The 19870-nt window shown below is 68.9% G+C and carries 19 protein-coding genes; 1 reads left to right on the top strand and 18 read right to left on the bottom strand.

The genetic code is table 11. From position 1 onward, the window contains the following. The 13 genes from K9D25_RS17085 to K9D25_RS17025 all read right to left on the bottom strand — a co-directional run bounded on the left by K9D25_RS17085 (nucleotide 1) and on the right by K9D25_RS17025 (nucleotide 14727). Entirely contained in the window at nucleotides 1-702 is a 702-nt protein-coding gene (locus K9D25_RS17085; protein WP_244376828.1) for a response regulator, read from the bottom strand. Next, nucleotides 699-3422, bottom strand: coding sequence for a sensor histidine kinase (locus K9D25_RS17080; protein ID WP_244376827.1), 2724 nt, complete (start codon nucleotides 3420-3422; stop codon nucleotides 699-701). The genes K9D25_RS17085 and K9D25_RS17080 overlap by 4 nt, the downstream gene beginning before the upstream one ends. Nucleotides 3423-3439: 17 nt before the next feature. After that, a complete protein-coding gene (gene kdpC, locus K9D25_RS17075) occupies nucleotides 3440-4030 on the bottom strand; it encodes a potassium-transporting ATPase subunit KdpC (RefSeq protein ID WP_244376826.1) in 591 nt (196 codons plus the stop codon). A gap of 14 nt (nucleotides 4031-4044) precedes the next feature. Then, nucleotides 4045-6087: a potassium-transporting ATPase subunit KdpB gene (gene kdpB, locus K9D25_RS17070; RefSeq protein ID WP_244376825.1), complete on the bottom strand. Its 2043-nt coding sequence runs from the start codon at nucleotides 6085-6087 to the stop codon at nucleotides 4045-4047. A gap of 8 nt (nucleotides 6088-6095) precedes the next feature. Further along, nucleotides 6096-7787, bottom strand: a complete 1692-nt coding sequence (gene kdpA / locus K9D25_RS17065) for a potassium-transporting ATPase subunit KdpA (protein ID WP_244376824.1) — start codon at nucleotides 7785-7787, stop codon at nucleotides 6096-6098. Between the two features lie 11 nt (nucleotides 7788-7798). Then, nucleotides 7799-7888, bottom strand: a complete 90-nt coding sequence (gene kdpF, locus K9D25_RS17060) for a K(+)-transporting ATPase subunit F (protein WP_244376823.1) — start codon at nucleotides 7886-7888, stop codon at nucleotides 7799-7801. Nucleotides 7889-8119: 231 nt separating this feature from the next. Beyond that, nucleotides 8120-9193, bottom strand: a complete 1074-nt coding sequence (locus tag K9D25_RS17055) for a 2,3-butanediol dehydrogenase (RefSeq protein ID WP_244376822.1) — start codon at nucleotides 9191-9193, stop codon at nucleotides 8120-8122. 29 nt (nucleotides 9194-9222) lie between these two features. Further along, nucleotides 9223-9576, bottom strand: coding sequence for a carboxymuconolactone decarboxylase family protein (locus K9D25_RS17050; RefSeq protein WP_244376821.1), 354 nt, complete (start codon nucleotides 9574-9576; stop codon nucleotides 9223-9225). A 9-nt stretch (nucleotides 9577-9585) separates the two neighbouring features. Then, nucleotides 9586-10371: a glucose 1-dehydrogenase gene (locus K9D25_RS17045; protein ID WP_244376820.1), complete on the bottom strand. Its 786-nt coding sequence runs from the start codon at nucleotides 10369-10371 to the stop codon at nucleotides 9586-9588. A 56-nt stretch (nucleotides 10372-10427) separates the two neighbouring features. Next, nucleotides 10428-11537: an acetoin dehydrogenase dihydrolipoyllysine-residue acetyltransferase subunit gene (locus tag K9D25_RS17040; protein ID WP_244376819.1), complete on the bottom strand. Its 1110-nt coding sequence runs from the start codon at nucleotides 11535-11537 to the stop codon at nucleotides 10428-10430. A gap of 12 nt (nucleotides 11538-11549) precedes the next feature. Continuing rightward, nucleotides 11550-12572 carry an alpha-ketoacid dehydrogenase subunit beta gene (locus tag K9D25_RS17035; protein WP_244376818.1) on the bottom strand — a complete coding sequence of 341 codons (1023 nt, stop codon included), beginning with the start codon at nucleotides 12570-12572 and terminating at the stop codon, nucleotides 11550-11552. Between the two features lie 30 nt (nucleotides 12573-12602). Further along, complete coding sequence (locus tag K9D25_RS17030; RefSeq protein WP_244376817.1) at nucleotides 12603-13586, bottom strand: thiamine pyrophosphate-dependent dehydrogenase E1 component subunit alpha; 984 nt, start codon at nucleotides 13584-13586, stop codon at nucleotides 12603-12605. A 64-nt stretch (nucleotides 13587-13650) separates the two neighbouring features. Then, nucleotides 13651-14727, bottom strand: coding sequence for an ATP-NAD kinase family protein (locus K9D25_RS17025; RefSeq protein ID WP_244376816.1), 1077 nt, complete (start codon nucleotides 14725-14727; stop codon nucleotides 13651-13653). Between the two features lie 339 nt (nucleotides 14728-15066). On the opposite strand from K9D25_RS17025, the gene K9D25_RS17020 reads away from it, so the two are divergent. Then, entirely contained in the window at nucleotides 15067-17082 is a 2016-nt protein-coding gene (locus K9D25_RS17020) for a sigma-54-dependent Fis family transcriptional regulator (RefSeq protein ID WP_244376815.1), read from the top strand. Between the two features lie 11 nt (nucleotides 17083-17093). On the opposite strand, the gene K9D25_RS17015 is transcribed toward K9D25_RS17020, so the two are convergent. The 5 genes from K9D25_RS17015 to K9D25_RS16995 form a co-directional block, all read right to left on the bottom strand. Beyond that, nucleotides 17094-17351: a hypothetical protein gene (locus tag K9D25_RS17015; protein ID WP_244376814.1), complete on the bottom strand. Its 258-nt coding sequence runs from the start codon at nucleotides 17349-17351 to the stop codon at nucleotides 17094-17096. 93 nt (nucleotides 17352-17444) lie between these two features. Then, nucleotides 17445-17966 carry a GNAT family N-acetyltransferase gene (locus K9D25_RS17010; RefSeq protein WP_244376813.1) on the bottom strand — a complete coding sequence of 174 codons (522 nt, stop codon included), beginning with the start codon at nucleotides 17964-17966 and terminating at the stop codon, nucleotides 17445-17447. 46 nt (nucleotides 17967-18012) lie between these two features. Beyond that, nucleotides 18013-18552: a phage tail protein gene (locus K9D25_RS17005; RefSeq protein ID WP_244376812.1), complete on the bottom strand. Its 540-nt coding sequence runs from the start codon at nucleotides 18550-18552 to the stop codon at nucleotides 18013-18015. Nucleotides 18553-18568: 16 nt separating this feature from the next. After that, a complete protein-coding gene (locus K9D25_RS17000; protein ID WP_244376811.1) occupies nucleotides 18569-19132 on the bottom strand; it encodes a phage tail protein in 564 nt (187 codons plus the stop codon). A 10-nt stretch (nucleotides 19133-19142) separates the two neighbouring features. Beyond that, a complete protein-coding gene (locus K9D25_RS16995; protein WP_244376810.1) occupies nucleotides 19143-19697 on the bottom strand; it encodes a phage tail protein in 555 nt (184 codons plus the stop codon). Nucleotides 19698-19870 lie beyond the last annotated feature (173 nt).

The following is a 19870-nucleotide window of genomic DNA, read 5'->3' as shown; positions in this document are numbered from 1 at the left end:
TCACCCCTCGCGCAGCCGGTAGCCCACGCCCGGCTCGGTGAGGATGAAGCGCGGATTGGCGGCGTCGTCGCCCAGCTTGTCGCGGATATGGCCGATGGCGATGCGCAGATAATGCGTGTCGTCGGCATGGGCCGGGCCCCACACGGTGGTCAGGAACTGGCTGTGGGCGATCAGCCGGCCGGGGTGGCGGGCGAGCAGGGCGAGCACGTCGAATTCCTTGCGGGTCAGCTTCACCTCGCGCCCGTCGACCCGCACGGTGCGGCTGGCGAGATTGACGGCGAGGGCGCCCAGCACCTGTTCGGCCGGCTCCGCGCCCCGGTCGCGGCGGGCGCGCAGCAGCGCCCGCAGCCGCGCCAGCACTTCGCCGACGGAGAAGGGCTTGGTGACATAATCGTCCGCCCCGGCGTCGAGCGCGGCGATCTTCTCGGTCTCCTGATCGCGCACCGACAGCACCAGAATCGGCACGCGCGACCATTCGCGTATGGCGGCGATCACCGCCTTGCCGTCCATATCAGGCAGGCCAAGATCGAGCACCACGCAATCGGGCGCCGAGGTGGCGGCGAGTTCGATGCCCTGCCGCCCGCGCTCGGCCTCGGTGATGTCATAGCCGCCACTGCCGAGCGCGATGCGCAGGAAGCGGCGGATCGGCGCGTCGTCTTCCACCACGAGGATGCGGGCAGGGGGCGTGTCGGGCTCGGTCATGTGCCGTCGTCAGTGGGCGCCGTGGCGAGGGGCAGGCGCAGCACGATGGTCGTGCCGCGTCCGTTCGGCCCGGGCAGCGCGCGGGCCGTGCCGCCGTGAGCCTCCACCAGACCGCGCACAATGGCAAGGCCGAGCCCGGTGCCGGCCGGGCGCCCGTCGCCCTCGGTGACGCGGTGGAACAGGTCGAACACCTTCTCCCGCTCGCTGTCGGGAATGCCGGGGCCTTCATCGCTGATCGCGACCAGCGCCTCCGACCCTTCGGCATGGGCCGACACGGTGATGGCGGTGCCGGGCGGGGCGTATTTGGCGGCGTTCTCGATCACATTGGTCAGCGCCTGGCCGATCAGCACCGGGTCGACATCCAGCATGGGCAGATCGCGCGGCAGGGCGATGCCGAGCTGATGGCCGGCCAGCGACCGGGCGAGGTCGGTGCGCACCCGGCCGACGATTTCCGCCAGTTCCACCGGCGCGCGGCGGGGCGTGAGCGCGCCATGGCCGAGGCGCGTCATGTCCAGCAGGTTCTGCACATAACGGTCGAGCCGGCGCGCCTCGTCGAGCGCGGTGCCGGCGAGCTCCCGCCGGTCGGCGCGGGAAAGCCCGTCCGGGTCCTCGGCCAGCGCCGAGACCGTGCCGATGACGGTGGCGAGCGGGGTGCGCAGATCATGGCTCACCGAGTTGAGCAGCGCCCCGCGCAACCTTTCGCTCTCGCCGGAGACACGGGCATCCGCCAGTTCCTCGGCGAGCCGCACCCGTTCCACCGCGACGGCGACCTGGTCCTCCACCGCCAGCAGCAGACGGCGGGTCTCAGGATCGAGGCTGCGGCTGCGGTCCTTGAAGCGCACGCCGATGACGCCGAGCGTCTTCTCCCCCGCCGCCAGCGGCACGAACAGCCATTCGCTCATCGGCAGGGTGGCGGTGCCGGAACCGGCGGGCTCGTTGCGCTCGAAGGCCCAGCGCGCCGCGCCTTCCGCGCGCGGGTCCAGTTCCTCGATGGAGGGATGGCCCTGCACCTGTTCCAGCGCGCCGGAAGGGGCGGGCATGAGGATGAGCGAGCGGCAGTCCAGCGTCGCGGCGATGTGGTAGGCGCCGGCCCACAGCACATCGTCGGCATTGCCAGCGGAGGCGATCTTGCGGGCGAAGTCGTACAGCGTCTCGGTGCGCCGCTGCGCCACCCGCAGCCCTTCCACCTGCGCCTTCAGCCGTCCCGCCAGCGAGCCGGTGAAGACGGCGCCGACCAGGAAGACGAGGATGGAGACGATATCCTCGGGGTTGTTCACCGCCAGCGTGTAATAGGGCTCGGTGTAGAGCAGATTATAGGCGAGCGAGCCGAGCAGCGTCGCCAGCATGGAGGGGCCGAGGCCGAAATTGGCGCCCACCACCAGCACGGCGGTGAGATAGATCGCGGAAATGGCGCCGCCGGGGATCGCGTCCCAGGCGCCGACCGGCCAGGCGACCGCGCTGGCCACAGCCGTCGCCGCCACCGCCGCCGCATAGCCGCGCCAGTCGGGGTCGAGCCTCGGCCAGGCGAAGCCGCCGCGCCGTGCCGGCGGCTTCGGGTCGCTGACGATGGTCACCTCGAAATCCGTCGCCGCGTCGAGCAGCCGCTCGGCCACCGGCTCGCGCAGCAGCCGCGCCAGCCGTCGCCAGCCGGCGCCATGGGTGCGCGGCCGGCCGATGACGACGCGCGAGACGTTGCGGCTGCGGGCGAAGCGGAGCAGCTCGGCTACCGCGTCGGATTCGGCGTGAAGGGTGACGGTCTCCGCCCCCAGCGTCTCGGCGAGGCGCAGCGCGTCCAGCGTGGCGGCGCGCGCGTCCGCCGGCAGCGTCTCATGGCGCGGGGTGAGGACGGTGGCGACGATCCAGGGCAGGCGCGCGCGGTCCGCCATGCGGCGCCCCGCCCGTACCAATGCCTTGGCCACCGGCGCCTCATTGACGCAGACCAGCAGCCGCTCCTGCGTTGGCCACGGGCCCTTGACGGCGTTTGCCCGCATATAGGCGAGCATTTCCGCGTCCACCCGGCTCGCGGCGGTGCGCAAGGCGAGTTCGCGCAGGGCGGTGAGGTTGCCGCGCGAGAAGAAGTTCTCCAGCGCCCGCCCCACCTGCTGCGGGACATAGACCTTGCCGTCCTTCAGCCGCTTGATCAGCTCGTCCGGCGGCAGGTCGATCAGCTCGATTCCATCGGCACGCTGCAGCACATGGTCGGGCACGGTCTCGGAGACGCGCACCCCGGTGATGCGCGAGACGATGTCGTTGAGGCTCTCCATGTGCTGGATGTTGAGCGTCGTCGTCACGTCGATGCCGGCGTCGAGCACTTCCAGCACATCCTGCCAGCGCTTGGGATGGCGCGAGCCGGGGGCGTTGCTGTGGGCGAGCTCGTCGATGAGGGCGAGGCCGGGGCGGCGGGTGAGCAGGGCGTCAAGGTCGAGCTCGCTGAGGCTTTGGCCGCGATACTCGACGACGCGGCGCGGCAACTGCTCCAGCGTGCGCAGCAGGGCGGCGGTTTCCGCCCTGCCATGGGTCTCCACCAGCGCGACCACCACATCGACGCCCGCCAGCTGGCGGGCGCGCGCTTCCTCCAGCATGGCGAAGGTCTTGCCGACGCCGGGGGAGGCGCCGAGGAAGATTTTCAAGCGCCCCGGCGCGCCCCGCCCGCGCGCCTCTATCCGGGCTTCGTCGAGAAAGGCTTCGGGGGCGGGGCGTTCCTCGGCTTGGGTGGGCATCGCAGCACGCAGATCCGTTAGCGCTTCAGATCGTCGAGGGCGAGGTTCAGCGCCAGAACATTGACGCGCGGCTCGCCGAGAACGCCGAAGCTGCGGCCAAGGATAGAGCGGTTGACCAGCGCGCGCACCTCGTCTTCCGGCAGGCCGCGCGCCTTGGCGACGCGGGCGACCTGCAGCGCCGCCGCAGCCGGCGAGATGTCGGGATCGAGGCCCGAGGCCGAGGCGGTGACGAGATCGGCCGGCACCGGCCCGCCGCCGAGCGCGGCGACCCGCGCCTTCACCGCCTCGGCGAGGACGGCCGAGCTCGGGCCGAGGTTTGAGCCGGTGGAGCTCGCCGCATTATAGGGGGCCTCCACGCTTTTCGCCGGGTCCGCCGGATCGGCACCTGTCGTGGCGGAGGGGCGGCCGTGGAAATAGCGCTCCGAGGTGAAGGACTGGCCGATGAGCGTGGAGCCGACCACGCGGCCACCGACCGTGACCGGCGAGCCATTGGCGGCCGTGGGGAAGGCCAGCTGGGCGAAGCCGGTGACGGCGAGTGGATAGGCGAGGCCGGTGAGCGCGGTGAAGAGGCCGAGAAGCACCAGGGCGGGACGCAGAGCGGTGTTCATGGAACGGCCTCCTCTCAGGCCAGATGCAGCAGGTCGACGACAAGGTCGATGGCCTTGATGCCGAGGAAGGGAACGATGAGCCCGCCGAGCCCATAGACGAGCAGGTTGCGGCCGAGCAGGGCGGAGGCGGAGGCGGGCGTGTAGGCGACCCCCTTCAGCGCGATGGGGATCAGCGCGACGATGACCAGCGCGTTGAAGATGACGGCGGAGAGGATGGCCGATTGCGGGGTGCCGAGCCCCATCACGTCGAGCACGCCGAGGCCGGGATAGGCGGCCACGAACAGGGCCGGCAGGATGGCGAAATATTTCGCCACGTCATTGGCGACCGAGAAGGTGGTGAGCGCCCCGCGCGAGATGAGCAACTGCTTGCCCACCAGCACGATCTCGATGAGCTTCGTCGGGTCGCTGTCGAGGTCGATGAGGTTGCCCGCCTCCTTCGCCGCCGGGGTGCCGGTGTTCATGGCGACGCCGACATCGGCCTGCGCCAGCGCCGGCGCGTCATTGGAGCCGTCGCCGCACATGGCGACCAGCCGGCCTTCCGCCTGCTCGCGGCGGATCAGTTCCAGCTTCTTCTCCGGCGTCGCCTCGGCGAGGAAATCGTCCACCCCCGCCTCGGCGGCGATGGCGGCGGCGGTGAGCGGGTTGTCGCCGGTGATCATCACGGTGCGGATGCCCATGCGGCGCAGCTCGGCGAAGCGCTCGCGAATGGCGGGCTTCACCACGTCCTTGAGATGAATGACGCCGAGCACACGCCGGTCCTGCGCCACCACCAGCGGCGTGCCGCCGGAAGCGCCGATGCGCTTGACGATCTGGTCCACCGCCGGGCTGAGCGGCGCGCCGGACAGTGCGGCCATGGCGTCGGACGCCCCCTTGCGCAGCGCGCCGCCGCCGGGCAGGTCCACCCCCGACATGCGGGTATGAGCGCTGAACGGCACATAGGTGGCGCGCGCATCCAGCGTCGCGGCGAGGCCGAAGCGGCGCCGGGCGAGGTCGACGATGGACTTGCCCTCCGGCGTGTCGTCGGCGAGCGAGGCGAGCAGGGCGGCTTCCGCCAGTTCCTGCTCGGTGACGCCCGGCGCCGGCTCGAACGCATCGGCCATGCGGTTGCCGAAGGTGATGGTGCCGGTCTTGTCCAGCAGCAGCACGTCGATATCGCCGGCCGCCTCCACCGCGCGGCCGGACTTGGCCACCACATTCGCCTTCACCAACCGTTCCATGCCGGCAATGCCGATGGCGGAGAGCAGGCCGCCGATTGTGGTGGGGATGAGGGTGACGAACAGCGCCACGAGATAGATGACCGGCAAAGTGGTGCCCGACCAGGAGGCGAAGACCGGGAGCGTGACCACGACCAGCAGGAAGACGAGGGTGAGGCCGGCCAGCAGGATATCGAGCGCGATCTCGTTCGGCGTCTTCTGCCGCTTGGCGCCTTCCACCAGCGCGATCATGCGGTCGAGGAACGTCTCGCCCGGCTTGGCGGTGACGCGCACCACCAGCCAGTCGGACACCAGCCGGGTGCCGCCGGTGACGGAGGAGCGGTCGCCGCCGGATTCGCGGATGACCGGCGCGCTCTCGCCGGTGATGGCGCTTTCATCCACCGAGGCGGCGCCTTCCACCACCTCGCCATCGGTCGGCAGCGTGTCGCCGGCTTCGACGAGGATGAGCTCGCCCACTTCCACCCGCTCCACGTCGCGGGCGCGGAAGGCGGTGCGGTCGTGCGCATCCGCCAGCACCTTGGCCTGGGCGGAGGATTTGGTGGCGCGGAACGCATCCGCCCGCGCCTTGCCGCGCCCCTCGGCGACGGCTTCGGCGAAATTGGCGAACAGCACGGTGAACCAGAGCCAGATGGCGATCTGGATGCCGATGGCGGCGTTGGGCCCGGCGATGAGCGCCTCGCGCAGAGCCAGCACGGTGGCGACAAGGCTCACCAGCGCGGTGGAGAAGATCACCGGGTTGCGGGCGAGGCTGCGCGGGTCGAGCTTGCGGAAGGCATGGAGGACGGCCGGGCCGAGAATGGCCGGGGCGAAGAGGCCGAAGGCGGGGGAAGAGTGCTTGCTCATGGCAATTCTCAGAAGGTCCGGCCGGCCAGCAGGGAGACATGCTCCGCCAGCGGACCGAGGGCGAGGACGGGGAGGAAGGTCAGCGCGCCGACGATGAGGATGGTGGCGACCAGCAGCGCGACGAACAGCGCGCCATGGGTGGGGAAAGTGCCGGCGGTGGGCGGCGCGGTCTTCTTCGCCGCCAGGCTGCCGGCGATGGCGAGGATGGGGATGATGTAGCCGAAGCGGCCGAGCATCATCGCAACGCCGAGAAAGGTGTTGTGCCAGACCGTGTTGGCGGTGAAGCCGGCAAAGGCCGAACCGTTGTTTCCGGTGGCGGAGGAATAGGCGTAGAGCAGTTCGGAGAGGCCATGCGGGCCGGCATCCTGCACCGAGCTCTGCGCCGTGCCGGCGGCGATGGCGAGGGCGGGCAGGATGAGCGCGCCGAGCGGCATGACCAGCAGGGTGAGCGCCGCCAGCTTCACCTCCCGCGCCTCGATCTTCTTGCCGAGATATTCCGGCGTGCGGCCGACCATGAGCCCGGCGAGGAAGACGGCGAGGATGACAAAGAGCAGCATGCCGGTGAGGCCGACGCCGACGCCGCCGAACACGACTTCGCCGAGCTGGATGTTGAGCATGGCGACCAGCCCGCCAAGCGGCGTGAAGCTGTCATGCATGGCATTGACCGAGCCATTGGAGGCGGCGGTGGTCGCGGCGGCCCAGAGTGTGGAGCCGAGAATGCCGAAGCGGACCTCCTTGCCTTCCATATTGCCGGCGCTCGCGTCCACCAGTCCCGCCTGCAGCGGGTTGCCGGCCTGCTCGCTGGCATAGAGCGCGGCGAAGCCGGCGAGGAACAGCAGCGCCATGGCGGCGAACAGCGCGCGGCCCTGCCGGCGGTCGCCGACCATGCGGCCATAGGTGAAGCAGAACGCCACCGGCAGCGCGAGGATGGCCAGCGTCGAGAGCAGGTTGGTGATCGCCGTCGGATTCTCGAACGGGTGGGCGGAGTTCACATTGAAGAAGCCGCCACCATTGGTGCCGAGCTGCTTTATGGCGATCTGGCTCGCCACCGGCCCGAGCGAGAGTGTCTGATGCGCGCCTTCCAGCGTCGTGGCGTCGAAGGCACCGGCCAGGGTCTGCGGCAGGCCGCAATAGGCGAAGACCAGCGCCAGCACGAGCGCGGCCGGCAGCAGGATGTAGAGCGTGGCGCGGGTGAGATCGACCCAGAAATTGCCGAGCGTCTTGCCCTGCCGTGTGGCGAAGCCGCGCGCCACGGCGGCGGCGACCGCCATGCCGGAGGCGGCGGAAACGAAATTCTGCGTCGTCAGCCCCACCATCTGGCTGAAATTGGAGAGCGTCGTCTCGCCGCCATAGGACTGCCAGTTGGTGTTGGTGACGAAGGACAGCGCCGTGTTGAAGGCGAGATGCGGCGACAGGCCGGCAAAGCCTTCAGGGTTCAGCGGTAGCCGGTCCTGGAACAGCAGGATGAGATAGAGCAGCGCGAAGCCGGCGGCGTTGAAGGCGAGGAGCGCCAGCGCGTAGCCGGTCCAGCGCTGCGGCTTCTCCGCCGCCGGGCCGGCGGCCGTGAGCAGCGCCCGTTCCACCGGGGCGAGGAAGCGGACATCGCCGGCGAAGGTCGCCGCCATATAGGCGCCGAGCGGGACGGCGAGGGCCACCAGCAGGCCGGCGAACAGGAGGAATTGCAGGAGATCGGCGTCCATGCCGTCCTCCCCTAGAACAGTTCGGGGCGCAGCAGCGCCACGAGCAGATAGGCAAAGAGGACGACGGCCGTCGCGAGGCCGAGGGTTAGATCGAGGGTCATGGCGCGCCTCCTCACACCCGGTCGGCGGCGAGGACGGCGAGGGAGGCGAGCGCGAACAGCGCGAGGCCCCCGGCCAGGAAGGATAGATCGGCGATCATGATGAGCTCCGGTTCAGACTGACCCGGAGCTACGCCTCACCCGCATAAAGCCGATAGGTGGAACCGGCCGACACGCGTAAAGCCGGCGTAAAGTCCGCGCGCGCCCCGACCCTCGCCGGGGCGCGGGCGGTTGTCAGGCGAGGTCGATCAGGATCTTCAGCTCGGTGCCGGCCGGGCTCAGCAGCTGCTCGAAGCCTTCCGCCACCACATCGTCCAGCTTGATGCGGCGGGTGACCACCTTTTCCGCCGGCAGCAGGCCGGAGCCGATGAGCGCGGCGACGCGGGGCCACATCAGCGTCGAGTAGCACCACGACCCGCGCAGATCGATGTCCTTGAAGGTGAGGGTGAACCCGTCCACCGCCGGTTTGCCGACATGCAGGCCCACTTGCACCACCACGCCCTGCCGGCGCACCGCCTCGATGCAGGTGGCGGTGGCGGCTTCCGCGCCGACGCATTCCAGCGCCACATCCACCCCGACATGGCCCTCGGTCTGGTCGCGGATCGCCTCGACCACATTGTCGGTCTTCGGGTTGAGGGTGATCACGTCGGGAAGCACGGCGCGGGCCATGGCCAGCCGGTTGTCATTGGTGTCGGACAGGAAGATCGTCGTCGCCCCCGCCGCCCGCGCGGCGAGAATCTGCAATTGGCCGATGGGTCCGGCGCCGGTGACCAGCACGGAGGAACCCGGCCGCACCCCGCCGCGCTCGGCGGCATAGACGACGACGGCGGTAGGCTCGATCAGCGCCGCCTGTTCATCCGTCACATTATCCGGCATGGCGAAGACGTTGTAATCATTGACAACGGAATATTCCGCCATGCCGCCCCAGGGCCACATCAGCCCGACAATCCCGAGCTTGTCGGAGAGCTGGTAGAGGCCGCGCTTGCCGTAATGATCGTCGCGCGGCGAGATCAGCGGCTGGATGGAGACGCGGTCGCCGGGCTTTACATGCGTCACCTCGGCGCCGGTGGCGACGACGGTGCCGCCATATTCATGGCCCAGCGTCTGCGGCAGCTGGGCGCCGGTGTAGGGATGCGGCGCGGTGGGGATGAAAATCGGGCCGGCGGCATATTCGTGCAGGTCCGTGCCGCAGATGCCGCAGAAGCGGTTCTTGACCAGCACGTCGCGCGGGCCGAGCCGGGCGCGGTCCGGCTCCGGCACGTCCTCGATGCGCACATCGCGCTTGCCGTGGAAGCGGGCGGCTTTCATGGGAATGTCCTTGAAACAGGGGATGGGCGTCAGGCTTTGGCCGCGAGTGCGTCGAAGGCTTCCAGCGCCCGGCTGGCATAGACGGCGGAGGGGCCGCCGCCCATTTCCAACGCGACGGCGAGCACCTCGATGAGTTCCTCGCGGCGGGCGCCGTGGCTGGCGGCGTTGCCAACATGAAACAGGATGCAGTCGGCGCAGCCCTGATGCACGGCGAGGGCGACGGCGATCAGTTCCTTGGTCGCCGCGCTGAGCGCGCCGGGGCGGGAAGCCTCGCCCATCAGCGTGCGGAAGGCGCCCATCGGACCGGGCGCCGCCTTGGCCAGCGCGGAAAAGCGCCGGTTCATGTCCTTGAGCTGGTCGTGGATGGTTTCGCTGCCGGCCATGGCCGTTCCTCAGATGAAGACCATGCCGCCATCCACCATCAGGGACTGGCCGGTCATGAAGTCGGAATCGGACGAGGCGAGGTAGCGGGCGACACCGACGAGGTCGGCCGGCTGCGAGGCGCGGCCGAGCACGGCGGTGGCCGCGAAGGTATCGAAGGCCTCGTTCTCCTTCGTGGTCAGCTTGTTGTCGCGGAAACCCTTGTCGATCACGTCCCACATCGGGGTGGCGACGACGCCGGGGCAGAAGCAGTTGGCGGTGATGCCTTCCTTGCCGAAGGCGCGCGCCGCCGCCTGGGTCATCGCCACCACGGCGAATTTCGAGGCGCAGTAATGGGCCAGCGGCTCATAGCCCTGCTTGGCGGCGATGGAGGCGGTGTTGATGATCTTGCCGCCGCCCCCCTGGCTCCGGAACGTCTTCACCGCCTCCTGCATGCCGATGAGTACGCCGAGCGCGTTGACATCGGTGACGAAGCGCCAGTCTTCCTCGGTGATGTCGAGGAAGGGCCGGGTCTGGGCGACGCCGGCATTGTTGAACAGCACATCGACGCGGCCGAAGGCGTCGGCCGCCTTGTCCAGCATGGCGCGGACCTGCGCGCGCTCGCGCACATCCACCGCCACGCCGATGGCCTTGCCGCCCGCCGTGGCGATCTCGCCCGCCAGTTTGTCGGCGGCTTCCTGCGACAGGTCGGCAACGGTGATGGCGGCGCCGTCGGCGGCGAGCGCCCGGGCGATGGCGGCGCCGATGCCGCCGGTGGCGCCCGTGATGACGATGCTCTTGTCCCTGAGTTTGGGCATGCTTCCTCCTTCGCCGTCCGCACGCGCGGCGGCGTTGTGGTGTCTGGGGGGATGGGTCAGGCGATGTGGGCGAGGATCAGTTCATTGACCCGTGCGGCCTTCTCCATCTGCACCATGTGGCCGGCCTCATCGATCACCTCCACCGTGGCGCGGGTGCCGAGCGCCTGCGCATGGGCGGCGGGGATCACCTTGTCGCTGGCGCCGAAGATCACCAGTGCCGGCACCTCGGTGGCGGCAAGGGCATTCGCCAGCTGATCGGCCTGCCGGCCGCCGGCGAACAGCGCGGCGGAAAGGGCGGTGAGCGCTTCCGCCACCCCGTCGAGCCGCTTGTATTTCAACAGGTCATCGACCAGCTGGCGGGTGACGGTGCCGGAATCGTGGAACAGCTGTTCCAGGACGGGCTTGAGGTCGCGCCGTGAGGCCGCCTGCACGAAGCCGTCGGTGTAGCCGGCATTGATCTCGTCCCCGAGCCCGGCCGAGCCGATCAGCGTCACCGAGGAAACGCGGTCGGGGGCGTCGAGCGCCGTGCGGGCGGCGATGGCGCCGCCCATGGAATGGCCGACGAGATGGGCGCGCGGAATGTCGAGGGCGTCCATGAAGCCGAGAAGCGCGGCGGACAGCCCCTTGAGCGAGGGATCGGCCAGCGTCTTGTCCGACTGGCCATGGCCGGGAAGGTCCAGCGCGTAGACGGTGGCGGCTTCCGCCAGCGCGTCGATGTTGAACAGCCAATTGTCGAGATCGCCGCCGAAGCCGTGGATGAGGATGACGTTCTCCGCTCCCTCGCCGCGTTTGGCGTAGCGCAGGCGTCCGGCCGGCGTGTCGATGAAGTGGGTGCGCGGCGCCTCCTCCTCCGCCGCCTCGGCCGCGGCCTGCGTCGCATATTCCGCGACATAGGCGTCGATCTCGGCATCCGGCACCTCGTCATCGGCGATGACGCCGATCAGCGCCTTGACGGGATAGACCGTGTCCGGCTCGCCGATCACCCGGCGCAGCGTGCCGGTTTCATGCGCCTCGACCACGCCGGCGATCTTGTCGGTTTCCACCTCGACAATCTCGTCGCCCGGCGCGACCGGGGAACCGGCGGGCTTGAGCCAGCCGGTCACCTTGCCTTCCGACATCGACAGGCCCCATTTGGGCATGACGATCGGCTTGATGCGTTCATTCATCGAGAAGGCTCCTTACGCCGCCGACTTCACGGGGCCGGTGGTCTTGTGGACCGCCGCGACGATGGCGTCGGCCGAGGGGATGTAGAGGTCTTCCAGCACGGGCGAGAACGGCACCGGTGTGTGTGGGGCGGTAACCATCTGCGGCGCCGCTTTCAGCGCGCCGAAGGCGTTCTGCGCGACATAGGCGGCGACATCGGTGGCGAGGGAGCAGCGCGGATTGGCCTCGTCGATCACCACCAGCCGGCCGGTGTTCTCCACGCTCTCGATCACCGTGTCCCAGTCGATGGGCGAGAGGGTGCGCAGGTCGATCACCTCCGCCGAGACGCCGGAGCGGGCGAGCGTATCGGCGGCGGCCAGCGCGCGCGGCACGGTGAGGCCGTAGCCGACAAGGGTCACGTCCTTGCCATCGCGCACGATGTTGGCTTCGCCGAAGGGGATGGCGTAGCTCTCCTCCGGCACGTCGGCCTCCGAGCCGTACAGCGCCTTGTGCTCGCAGAAGATCACCGGGTCGTCGTCGCGGATCGCCTGGATCAGCAGGCCCTTGGCGTCATAGGCGTTGGAGGGGCACACCACCTTCAGGCCGGGAATATGGGTGAACAGCGGGGTGAGCATCTGCGAGTGCTGGGCGGCGGCGCGGAAGCCGGCGCCGACCATGGCGCGGATGACCACAGGGGTCTTCGCCTTGCCGCCGAACATGTATTTGAACTTGGCGGCCTGGTTGAAGATCTGGTCGAAGCACACGCCCATGAAGTCGAGGAACATGAGTTCCGCCACCGGCCGCATGCCGCAGGCCGCCGCGCCGATGGCGGCGCCGATATAGGCGCTCTCCGACAGCGGGGTGTCCATCAGCCGGTTGCCGTGCTTGGCGTGCAGCCCCTTGGTGACGCCGAGCACGCCGCCCCAGGCGTCCATCTCGCCGGGCGCGCCGGCGCCGCCGACAATGTCCTCGCCGAGCAGGATGACGGTGGGATCGCGGCGCATTTCGAGGTCGAGCGCCTCGTTGATCGCCTGCTTGTAGCTGATCATGCGGGCCATGGGTTTTCCTCCGGTTCTTGGTTGCTTGGCTCAGTAGGCGACATAGACATCGGTGGTGAGGTCGCGGGCGCCGGGCAGCGGCGCGCCCTTGGCGGTCTCCACCGCGTCGTCGATCAGCGCCGCCACTTCGCGGTCGATGAGGGCGAGCTCGGCCTCGCTCACCACGCCGGCGGCGGTGACGCGGGCGCCGAACAGCTTGAGGCAGTCGCGGGTGGCGCGGTTGTGGTCGTTCTCGCCCTTGGCCTTGTAGGTCTGGGCGTCGCCCTCGAAATGGCCGAAGAAGCGCACGGTCTTGCATTCGAGCAGCGCCGGACCGCCGCCCTCGCGGGCGCGCTTGATGATCTCGCCCGCCGCCTCGTAGACGGCGAAGAAATCGGTGCCGTCCACCGTCACGCCGGGCAGGCCGAAGCCGGCAGCGCGGTCGACATAGGAATCGACGGCGGTGGCGTATTCGACCGAGGTCGATTCCGCGTAGCCATTATTCTCGACCACGAACACGACCGGCAGGTTCCAGATGGCGGCGAGGTTCATGCTCTCCAGCACGGTGCCCTGATTGGCCGCGCCGTCGCCGAAGAAGGTGAGGCCCACCCCGCCATCGCCGCGGAACTTGGCGGCGAGGCCGGCGCCGCAGATGAGCGGCGCGCCGGCACCGAGAATGCCGTTCGCCCCCATCATGCCCTTGGAGAGGTCGGCAATGTGCATGGAGCCGCCCTTGCCCCGGCAGCAGCCCGTCACCTTGCCGTAGATCTCGCCCATCATCTCGTGGACATCGACGCCCTTGGCGATGCAGTGGCCATGGCCGCGATGGGTGGAGGCGATGCGGTCAATATCGGTGAGGTGCATCATGATGCCGGTCGCGCAGGCTTCCTCGCCGGCATAGAGGTGGACGAAGCCGGGAATGTCGCCCTTGGCGAATTCCACATGGAGCCGCTCCTCGAAATCGCGGATGGTGCGCATGGTGCGGTAGGCGGTCAGCAATTCGTCCCGGGAGAGGGGAAAGGGATTGTTGGTCATGGCGTTGTCGTTCCTCCTTGGGATGCCGGGCGTTGCCGGCGGTTATTGTCGGGGCGGGCACAGCTCAGGCGCCCGCCAGTAGCGGGACGGGGTGCGGGGCCGGGACAGCGTGGCGCAGCAGCCGCTTTTCGCGGGCGGCGAAGCCCATGACGGCGGCCACATCCACGGTGCGGAAGGCGGCGTCGCGCAGGCAGATCGTCACCTCCTGATGCCCGTCGAAGAACAGCTCGCGCTCGCCATCGAGCGCCACCGAGCCGGCGGCGATATCGGGTGAGAACACGGTCCCCGCGGGCATGCGGCGCCAGCGCTCCACGCCGACGGGCGTGACGAGGCCGGGCGCGATGGGCGCGTGCACCACCATCGGAGCCGTCGCCGCCGGGGCGAGGGTGAGGGCAAGTCCGCCCGGCTCGCGCCGGCTCACCGGCTCGATCAGCCCGGCAATCGCGGCCATGCCGATGACTTCCGGATCGGCGAAGGCCACATAGAGCTCGCGGAAGGTCTCCGCCCGCCACAGAGCGCGGGCGCCGACGAAGCGGTCGGTGACGAGGGCGACATCGACCAGCGCGATGTCCGGCGCGCCGCCGTCGATGCGCACCTCGATCAGCTTGTTGGCGGCGAAGGCGAGGGCGGCCGGCACCTGGCCCATGGCGGCAAGGCCGGTGGCGAGCCCGGTGATGGTGGGTTCGCGGTGCTCGGGAAAGGCGTTGTTGGTGCCGGTGGAGATGCCGGCGATCGGCACCTGCCCGCACTCCGCCACCACGGCGCGATGGGTGCCGTCGCCGCCCAGCACGATGATGGCGGCGATGTCGCCGGCCTCGCGCATCATCCGCGCGGCGCGGCGTGTGTCGTCCACCGTGCCGGTGACCGGCATGGCGAGATGGGTCAGCCGGGGAAAGCGGGCCTCTCCCTGCGCATTCGAGCGCTCCATGCCGCGCAGCACATGGGTGGCGATGCCGCCGCGCTCGGGCATCATCACCACCTCCTCAATGCCGCAGGCGGCGAGCGCGGCTACCGCGCGCAGCACGATGTTGGCGCGGTCCGCCACCTGCACGCTGTTGGCGCTGGCGACGACGCGGCGAATGTCCCGCGCCGAGATCGGATTGGCGATGATGCCGACCTTCGGCGGCGTCGATGACGTCATCCGGCGTCCTTCCCGTGGCGTTCGTCCCTGCGGGCCACTCCTTTGCCGGGCGGCCTCGTTTGTGCCGCCTCTCTCCGCAAAGGCCGGGCCAAGTGGCGCGATCGCATCAAGCCTTTGAAATCGCTGATGCGGGGAGGTGTGGGCGCGGACAGGCGGGTGAGGCGCCGCTGCCGCACCTGTGGCGCCGGACGCCACAGCTGTGGCGCCGGCCTCACTTCGTGGCGAGGCGGCGGCGGCAGAGTCTTGCACCCGCCCGCCAAGGGGACGACACTGCCGGCAAACGGGAGGTCACATCCCGATGCCGGCACGCTCCGGCGCAAACATTCCGGGAGGACGCCGATGAGACGGGAACAGGCCGCTCATATCGACGAGCTCGTGCGTGCCGCCGGCGGGGCGGCGACCCGACGCGACGCGGTGATCCAGGATTCCTGGCGGCGCTGCGTGAGCGAGCACCGCCTCGACCCCGAGGTGCTGCGCGAACCCTGCATCCTCACGCCGTCGCGGCTGCGCGAGCACCAGGACGCGATGGAGGAGTTTACCCACACCGCGCGTTTCGGCGTCGAGACGCTGTACCGGCAGGTGGCCGGGCTCGGCTATGTGCTGCTGCTCACCGACGCCAAGGGCATCACCGTCGATTTCATCGGCGACCCCACCTTCGACAACAATCTGATGCGGGCGGGGCTCTATCTCGGGGCGGACTGGAACGAGCAGCATGCCGGCACCTGCGCGGTCGGCACCTGCATCCACACGGGCGAGGCGCTGGTGGTGCACCAGACCGACCATTTCGACGCCACCCATATTCCGCTCACCTGCACGGCGGCGCCGGTCTACGATCCCTCCGGCGCGCTGGCGGCGGTGCTCGACATTTCCGCCCTGCGCTCGCCGGAGCCGAAGGAGAGCCAGTTCCTCGCGCTGCAATTCGTGCGCGGCTTTGCCAACAAGATCGAGACGGCCAATCTGGTGAACCGCTTCCGGCGGGAGTGGATCATCAAGCTCGCCGCCTCGCCGGAATTCGTCGATGTCGAGCCGAGCTATGTGCTGGCGGTGGATGGTTCCGGGCGGGTGCTCGGCTTCAACAACGCTGCCCGCCAGCTTCTTCTGCGCGAGGCCGGGGCGGAGGGGGCGGGCGCCCCGCTTGGGCTGGTGGGACGGCGGCTGGGTGATTTCTTCGAACTCGACGTGAACGATCTGCCGCGCTTCTCCCACGCCCTGCCGGCGGGGCAGCGGCTGGTGCGGCTCGCCCGCTCCGGCACCCCGCTCTTCGCCGCGACCCTGGCCCCGCCGAGCCGGCCGGGGCGGCCGGTGGTGGAGCCGCCGGCGCCCGCTTTGCCAGCGCCGCTCGCCGGGTTGTTCCGCGACGACGCCGCCATGCGGCAGGTGGCGACGCGCGCGGCCAAGCTGGTCAACACCCAGATGAGCCTGCTCATCAGCGGCGAGACCGGCACCGGCAAGGAATATCTCGCCAAGGCGATCCACGCCGCCAGCGCCCGCGCCGCCCGTCCCTTCGTCCCGGTCAACTGCGCCGCGCTGCCGGAATCGCTGGTGGAGGGTGAACTGTTCGGCTACGAGGCCGGCGCCTTCACCGGCGCCGCTGCGCGCGGCAAGAAGGGACTGGTGCTGGAAGCCGATGGCGGCACGCTGTTCCTCGACGAGATCGGCGACATGCCGCTGCCGCTGCAGACGCGGCTGCTGCGCGTGCTGGCGGAACGCGAGGTCACCCCTCTCGGCCGCTCAAAGCCGGTGCCGGTCAACATCCGCGTCATCGCCGCCAGCCATCGCGACCTCGTGGCCGAGGTGAAGGCCGGGCGCTTCCGCGAAGACCTGTATTTCCGCCTGTCCGGCGCGGTGCTGGTGTTGCCGCCCCTGCGCGAACGGCGCGATTTCGACTGGCTGGTGGGGCGGCTCATCGCCGGCCGCAGCCATGCCGGCGGCGCGCGCGTCAGCCTCTGCGAGGAGGCGATGGCGGCGCTGAAGGCGCATGATTGGCCGGGCAACATACGCGAACTCGCGAACGCGCTGGACTATGCCTGCGCGGTGGCGGAGAGCGGGATGATCGGCGTGGAGGATTTGCCCGACCGGCTGCAACCGCGGGCGCCGGCCCGGGCGGGCGGCGAGGGGGCGCTCGCCCGGGTCTGGGCCACGCCGCCGGGCGAAGCGCTGTCCTGGCCGGCGGATCGCCCCTGCGCGGTGAATGGCCCTGGCGGGCGCGAGGAACTGATCGCCGCTCTGGCCGCCCATGGCTGGAACGTCTCGGCGGCGGCGCGCGATCTCGGCCTCGACCGCACCACGGTGCACCGGCGCATGCGCCGCTTCGGGCTGGTGACTCTGCGGCAGGGGGCGACGCACTTTTCCTGATCGCGGGCCGGTCAGCGCCCAGCTTCCTCCGCGCGCTTGCGGGCATAGAGCGCGCCGCCGATCCCGCCCATCAAGGCGCTGTTGGCATAGATCACCAGGAGCGGGGTGAGGGAGTCGAACAGGCCGAACCGCACCGCCGCCAGCGCCGCGAGCACGGCAAGGAGGACGATGGCCAGCGCCGCCGGCACCAGCTGGCGCACGCGGAAGGCGATGAGGGAGGAGGCGCCCAAGAGGGCGAAGCCGGAGATCAGGGCGAAAGGGTCGATCATCAAGGGTTCCCGCGCAGGTGCCCTTGGGGAAGGGCGCGGTCCCCCTATAGAGGAGCCGGGACCCCACTTCCAGACGCTAGGGCGACAGGTCGCTCAGGTGCCGGCTTTGACCGGCGCTTCGGCCGGCACCTCCGACCTTGGCGCGCGGATCATCAGCCAAGAAGGCCCGCTCTCACCGGCCGGTGTGAATCCCTTGCGCCGATAGAGCCGCTGGGCGGGATTGTTCTTCTCGACATGGATGGAGACGGGGCGCCCGAGCCGGTCGGCCTCGGCGCAGGCCATGTCCAGCAGCGCGCCGCCGATTCCCTGGTTGCGCGCCTCGGGCAGCAGGCTGATGTCGACGATGCGGTGGTCACCCGAACTGCGGTGGATATAGAGCCGGCCGATCGGGACGCCCTGCCGCTCGACGATCAGGAATTCCGCGCCGGCGTAGAAGCGCGCGTAATGAATGACCTGGAGGCGGAACTGGTCAGCCAGAAAGGCGTCGCGAACCTCATCCGGCCAGCCATTGCCCTCGAATTCCGGCCCGCGCACGCTGGCGAACAGCGCGGCGAGGAAGGGGGCGTCGTCGGGGGCCTCACGGCGGAGGGAGACCGGCAGGCCCGGCACGGGCATCGGCGCTCGAGGGAGACGTTCGGCATGTCCGGGTCCCATGTCCATGTCAGTCATCAAATCGCGGGAACTCGCCATACGTGCAGATGCAGTAATTGAGCGCGAGATAGGGCTGCCGGTTCTCATGTGGGGCGCCCGAGCCTGCTGGAGCGACGCTTCCCTCGTGAAGAAAGGTATCTGGTGGCTTGGTGCCGGGGAGGTAATGCAGGGCGATCTTGTTGACGTTCGCTATTTCGTACCGCCCGAGATAGTTGCCCTCCGGACTCGCGCTGAGCTTGTCGTCGGGAAGATTGCCAATAAACGTCGCGACGAGGTGATCATGAGGTGGAGTGTGCGCTGGGCTGAGGGCGACCTCCGGTTCGCCCGTCCGCGCGCCCAACTTGTGTGTTTCGCTCGCCCCCATCGCCGCTTTTCCCTGGAGGTCCGGCAGGTGAAAAAATTCCCGTTGATCTCCGCCATAGGTGTAACCGATAATCCCCAGCAGTACAGGGTTCTGGCGGGCGTGCACTTTTGCGCCATTGCAGTAGGCCCAGTTTACTGGAGGATAGTCGAAACAAAAGGCGCGAATTTCTCCTGTGAAGGCGTCCATCATAGTCTCCGTTATATCAGGGGCTTGGGTAGATGCCGTTGAGCGCGATGATGTAATTGATGGAAAGTGATGGCATAAGATTGGAGTGTTTCGCGGAGTGGCTATGACTCAAGATGCGGACTGTGCCGGGAGCAAGTATATTCTTCACAACTGTGACTCCGCTCATGTCGTGAATATAAGGTAGCCCGGCCCGGTTTGCTGCCGCGTCCGGGGAAGCTGCCGTGGCAAAAATCACACCCACGCCGGGCTCGTTGGTGTCTGCCGCGTCGATCGTTGCCATCAGGGGGTGCTTATGGGGCGGCAGTTGCTCGGCGGTGAGACCCACCTGCTCTTCGCCGCCCTGTTCGCCCAGCGTGCGCGTGACGAGTCCTATGCCCTGGCCCGCGCCAACCGGCAGCCGGCCGCGCAGATCCGGCAGGGCAAATTGTTTAACGCCATCGCCACCCCAGGTGGTGCCCAGCAGACTGAAGAGGGCTTCATGGTCCTGGATGGTTATCTTCTTCCCGTCGCACCACGCCCAGCCGTACGGGACACGATTGCCAGCAAATGCCCTGATCTCGCCAACATAATATTCGACCAATTTCGCCTCCCTATTCCCGTGACGGCCAAAGGCCGCCCGTGCTGATGCAGTAGGTCAGCACTGTAAAAGGCTGCATGTTGTTGTGGTTCTGCCCCCCTTCATTTGCCTCTATCGTGTCGGCATGCAGCGCGACGGTTTTGCCCGCGCCCTGATGGCGGCCATAGAGAAAACGGGTTTTCTTGGCGTCGTTGTCCGGAGAGACCGCTGCCAGATGAAATCCATTTTCCGTGTTCTGCTTGGTGCCCAGCGTCGTGCAGGCCGCGAACACATGCTGGTGCGGCGGCTGCGTGGCCAACGTCAGCGCGACCGCTTCGGACCCGCCGGCCGAGCCCAGAGGATAAGCCGGGCCGGACATGGGGTCGCTGCGAAAGCCGATCGGTACCCGTCCGCGCAAATCGGGCAGGGCGAAATTCACCCGGCCATCGCCGCCATACCTGTTCCCCAACAGGGAAAAGAGCGCTCGATTCTGGGCCACAGGGAGAAGCTGACCATTTGCCTCCAGCCATCCGCGCGGAATGGCGTGATGTGCAAAGACCCGGATCTCACCGAAAAAGTAGTCACTCATCGCGATGCCTCCAAACCCCGCTGAAACCAGCCGTGGGTGACGTGCAATGAACACAACCATAACGAGCACGCTTTGATCAAGTCAATCACCGGTATTGATATCCCTTCTCACATTCACGGCCAGGCGCCCCAGACCCGTGATTTTCCGGGCAGGAGGCGATTGACCGGAGTCGC

The organism is Ancylobacter polymorphus (genome assembly GCF_022836935.1).
Lineage (GTDB): Bacteria > Pseudomonadota > Alphaproteobacteria > Rhizobiales > Xanthobacteraceae > Ancylobacter > Ancylobacter polymorphus_A.
This window is presented reverse-complemented; position numbering and strand designations above follow the sequence as displayed.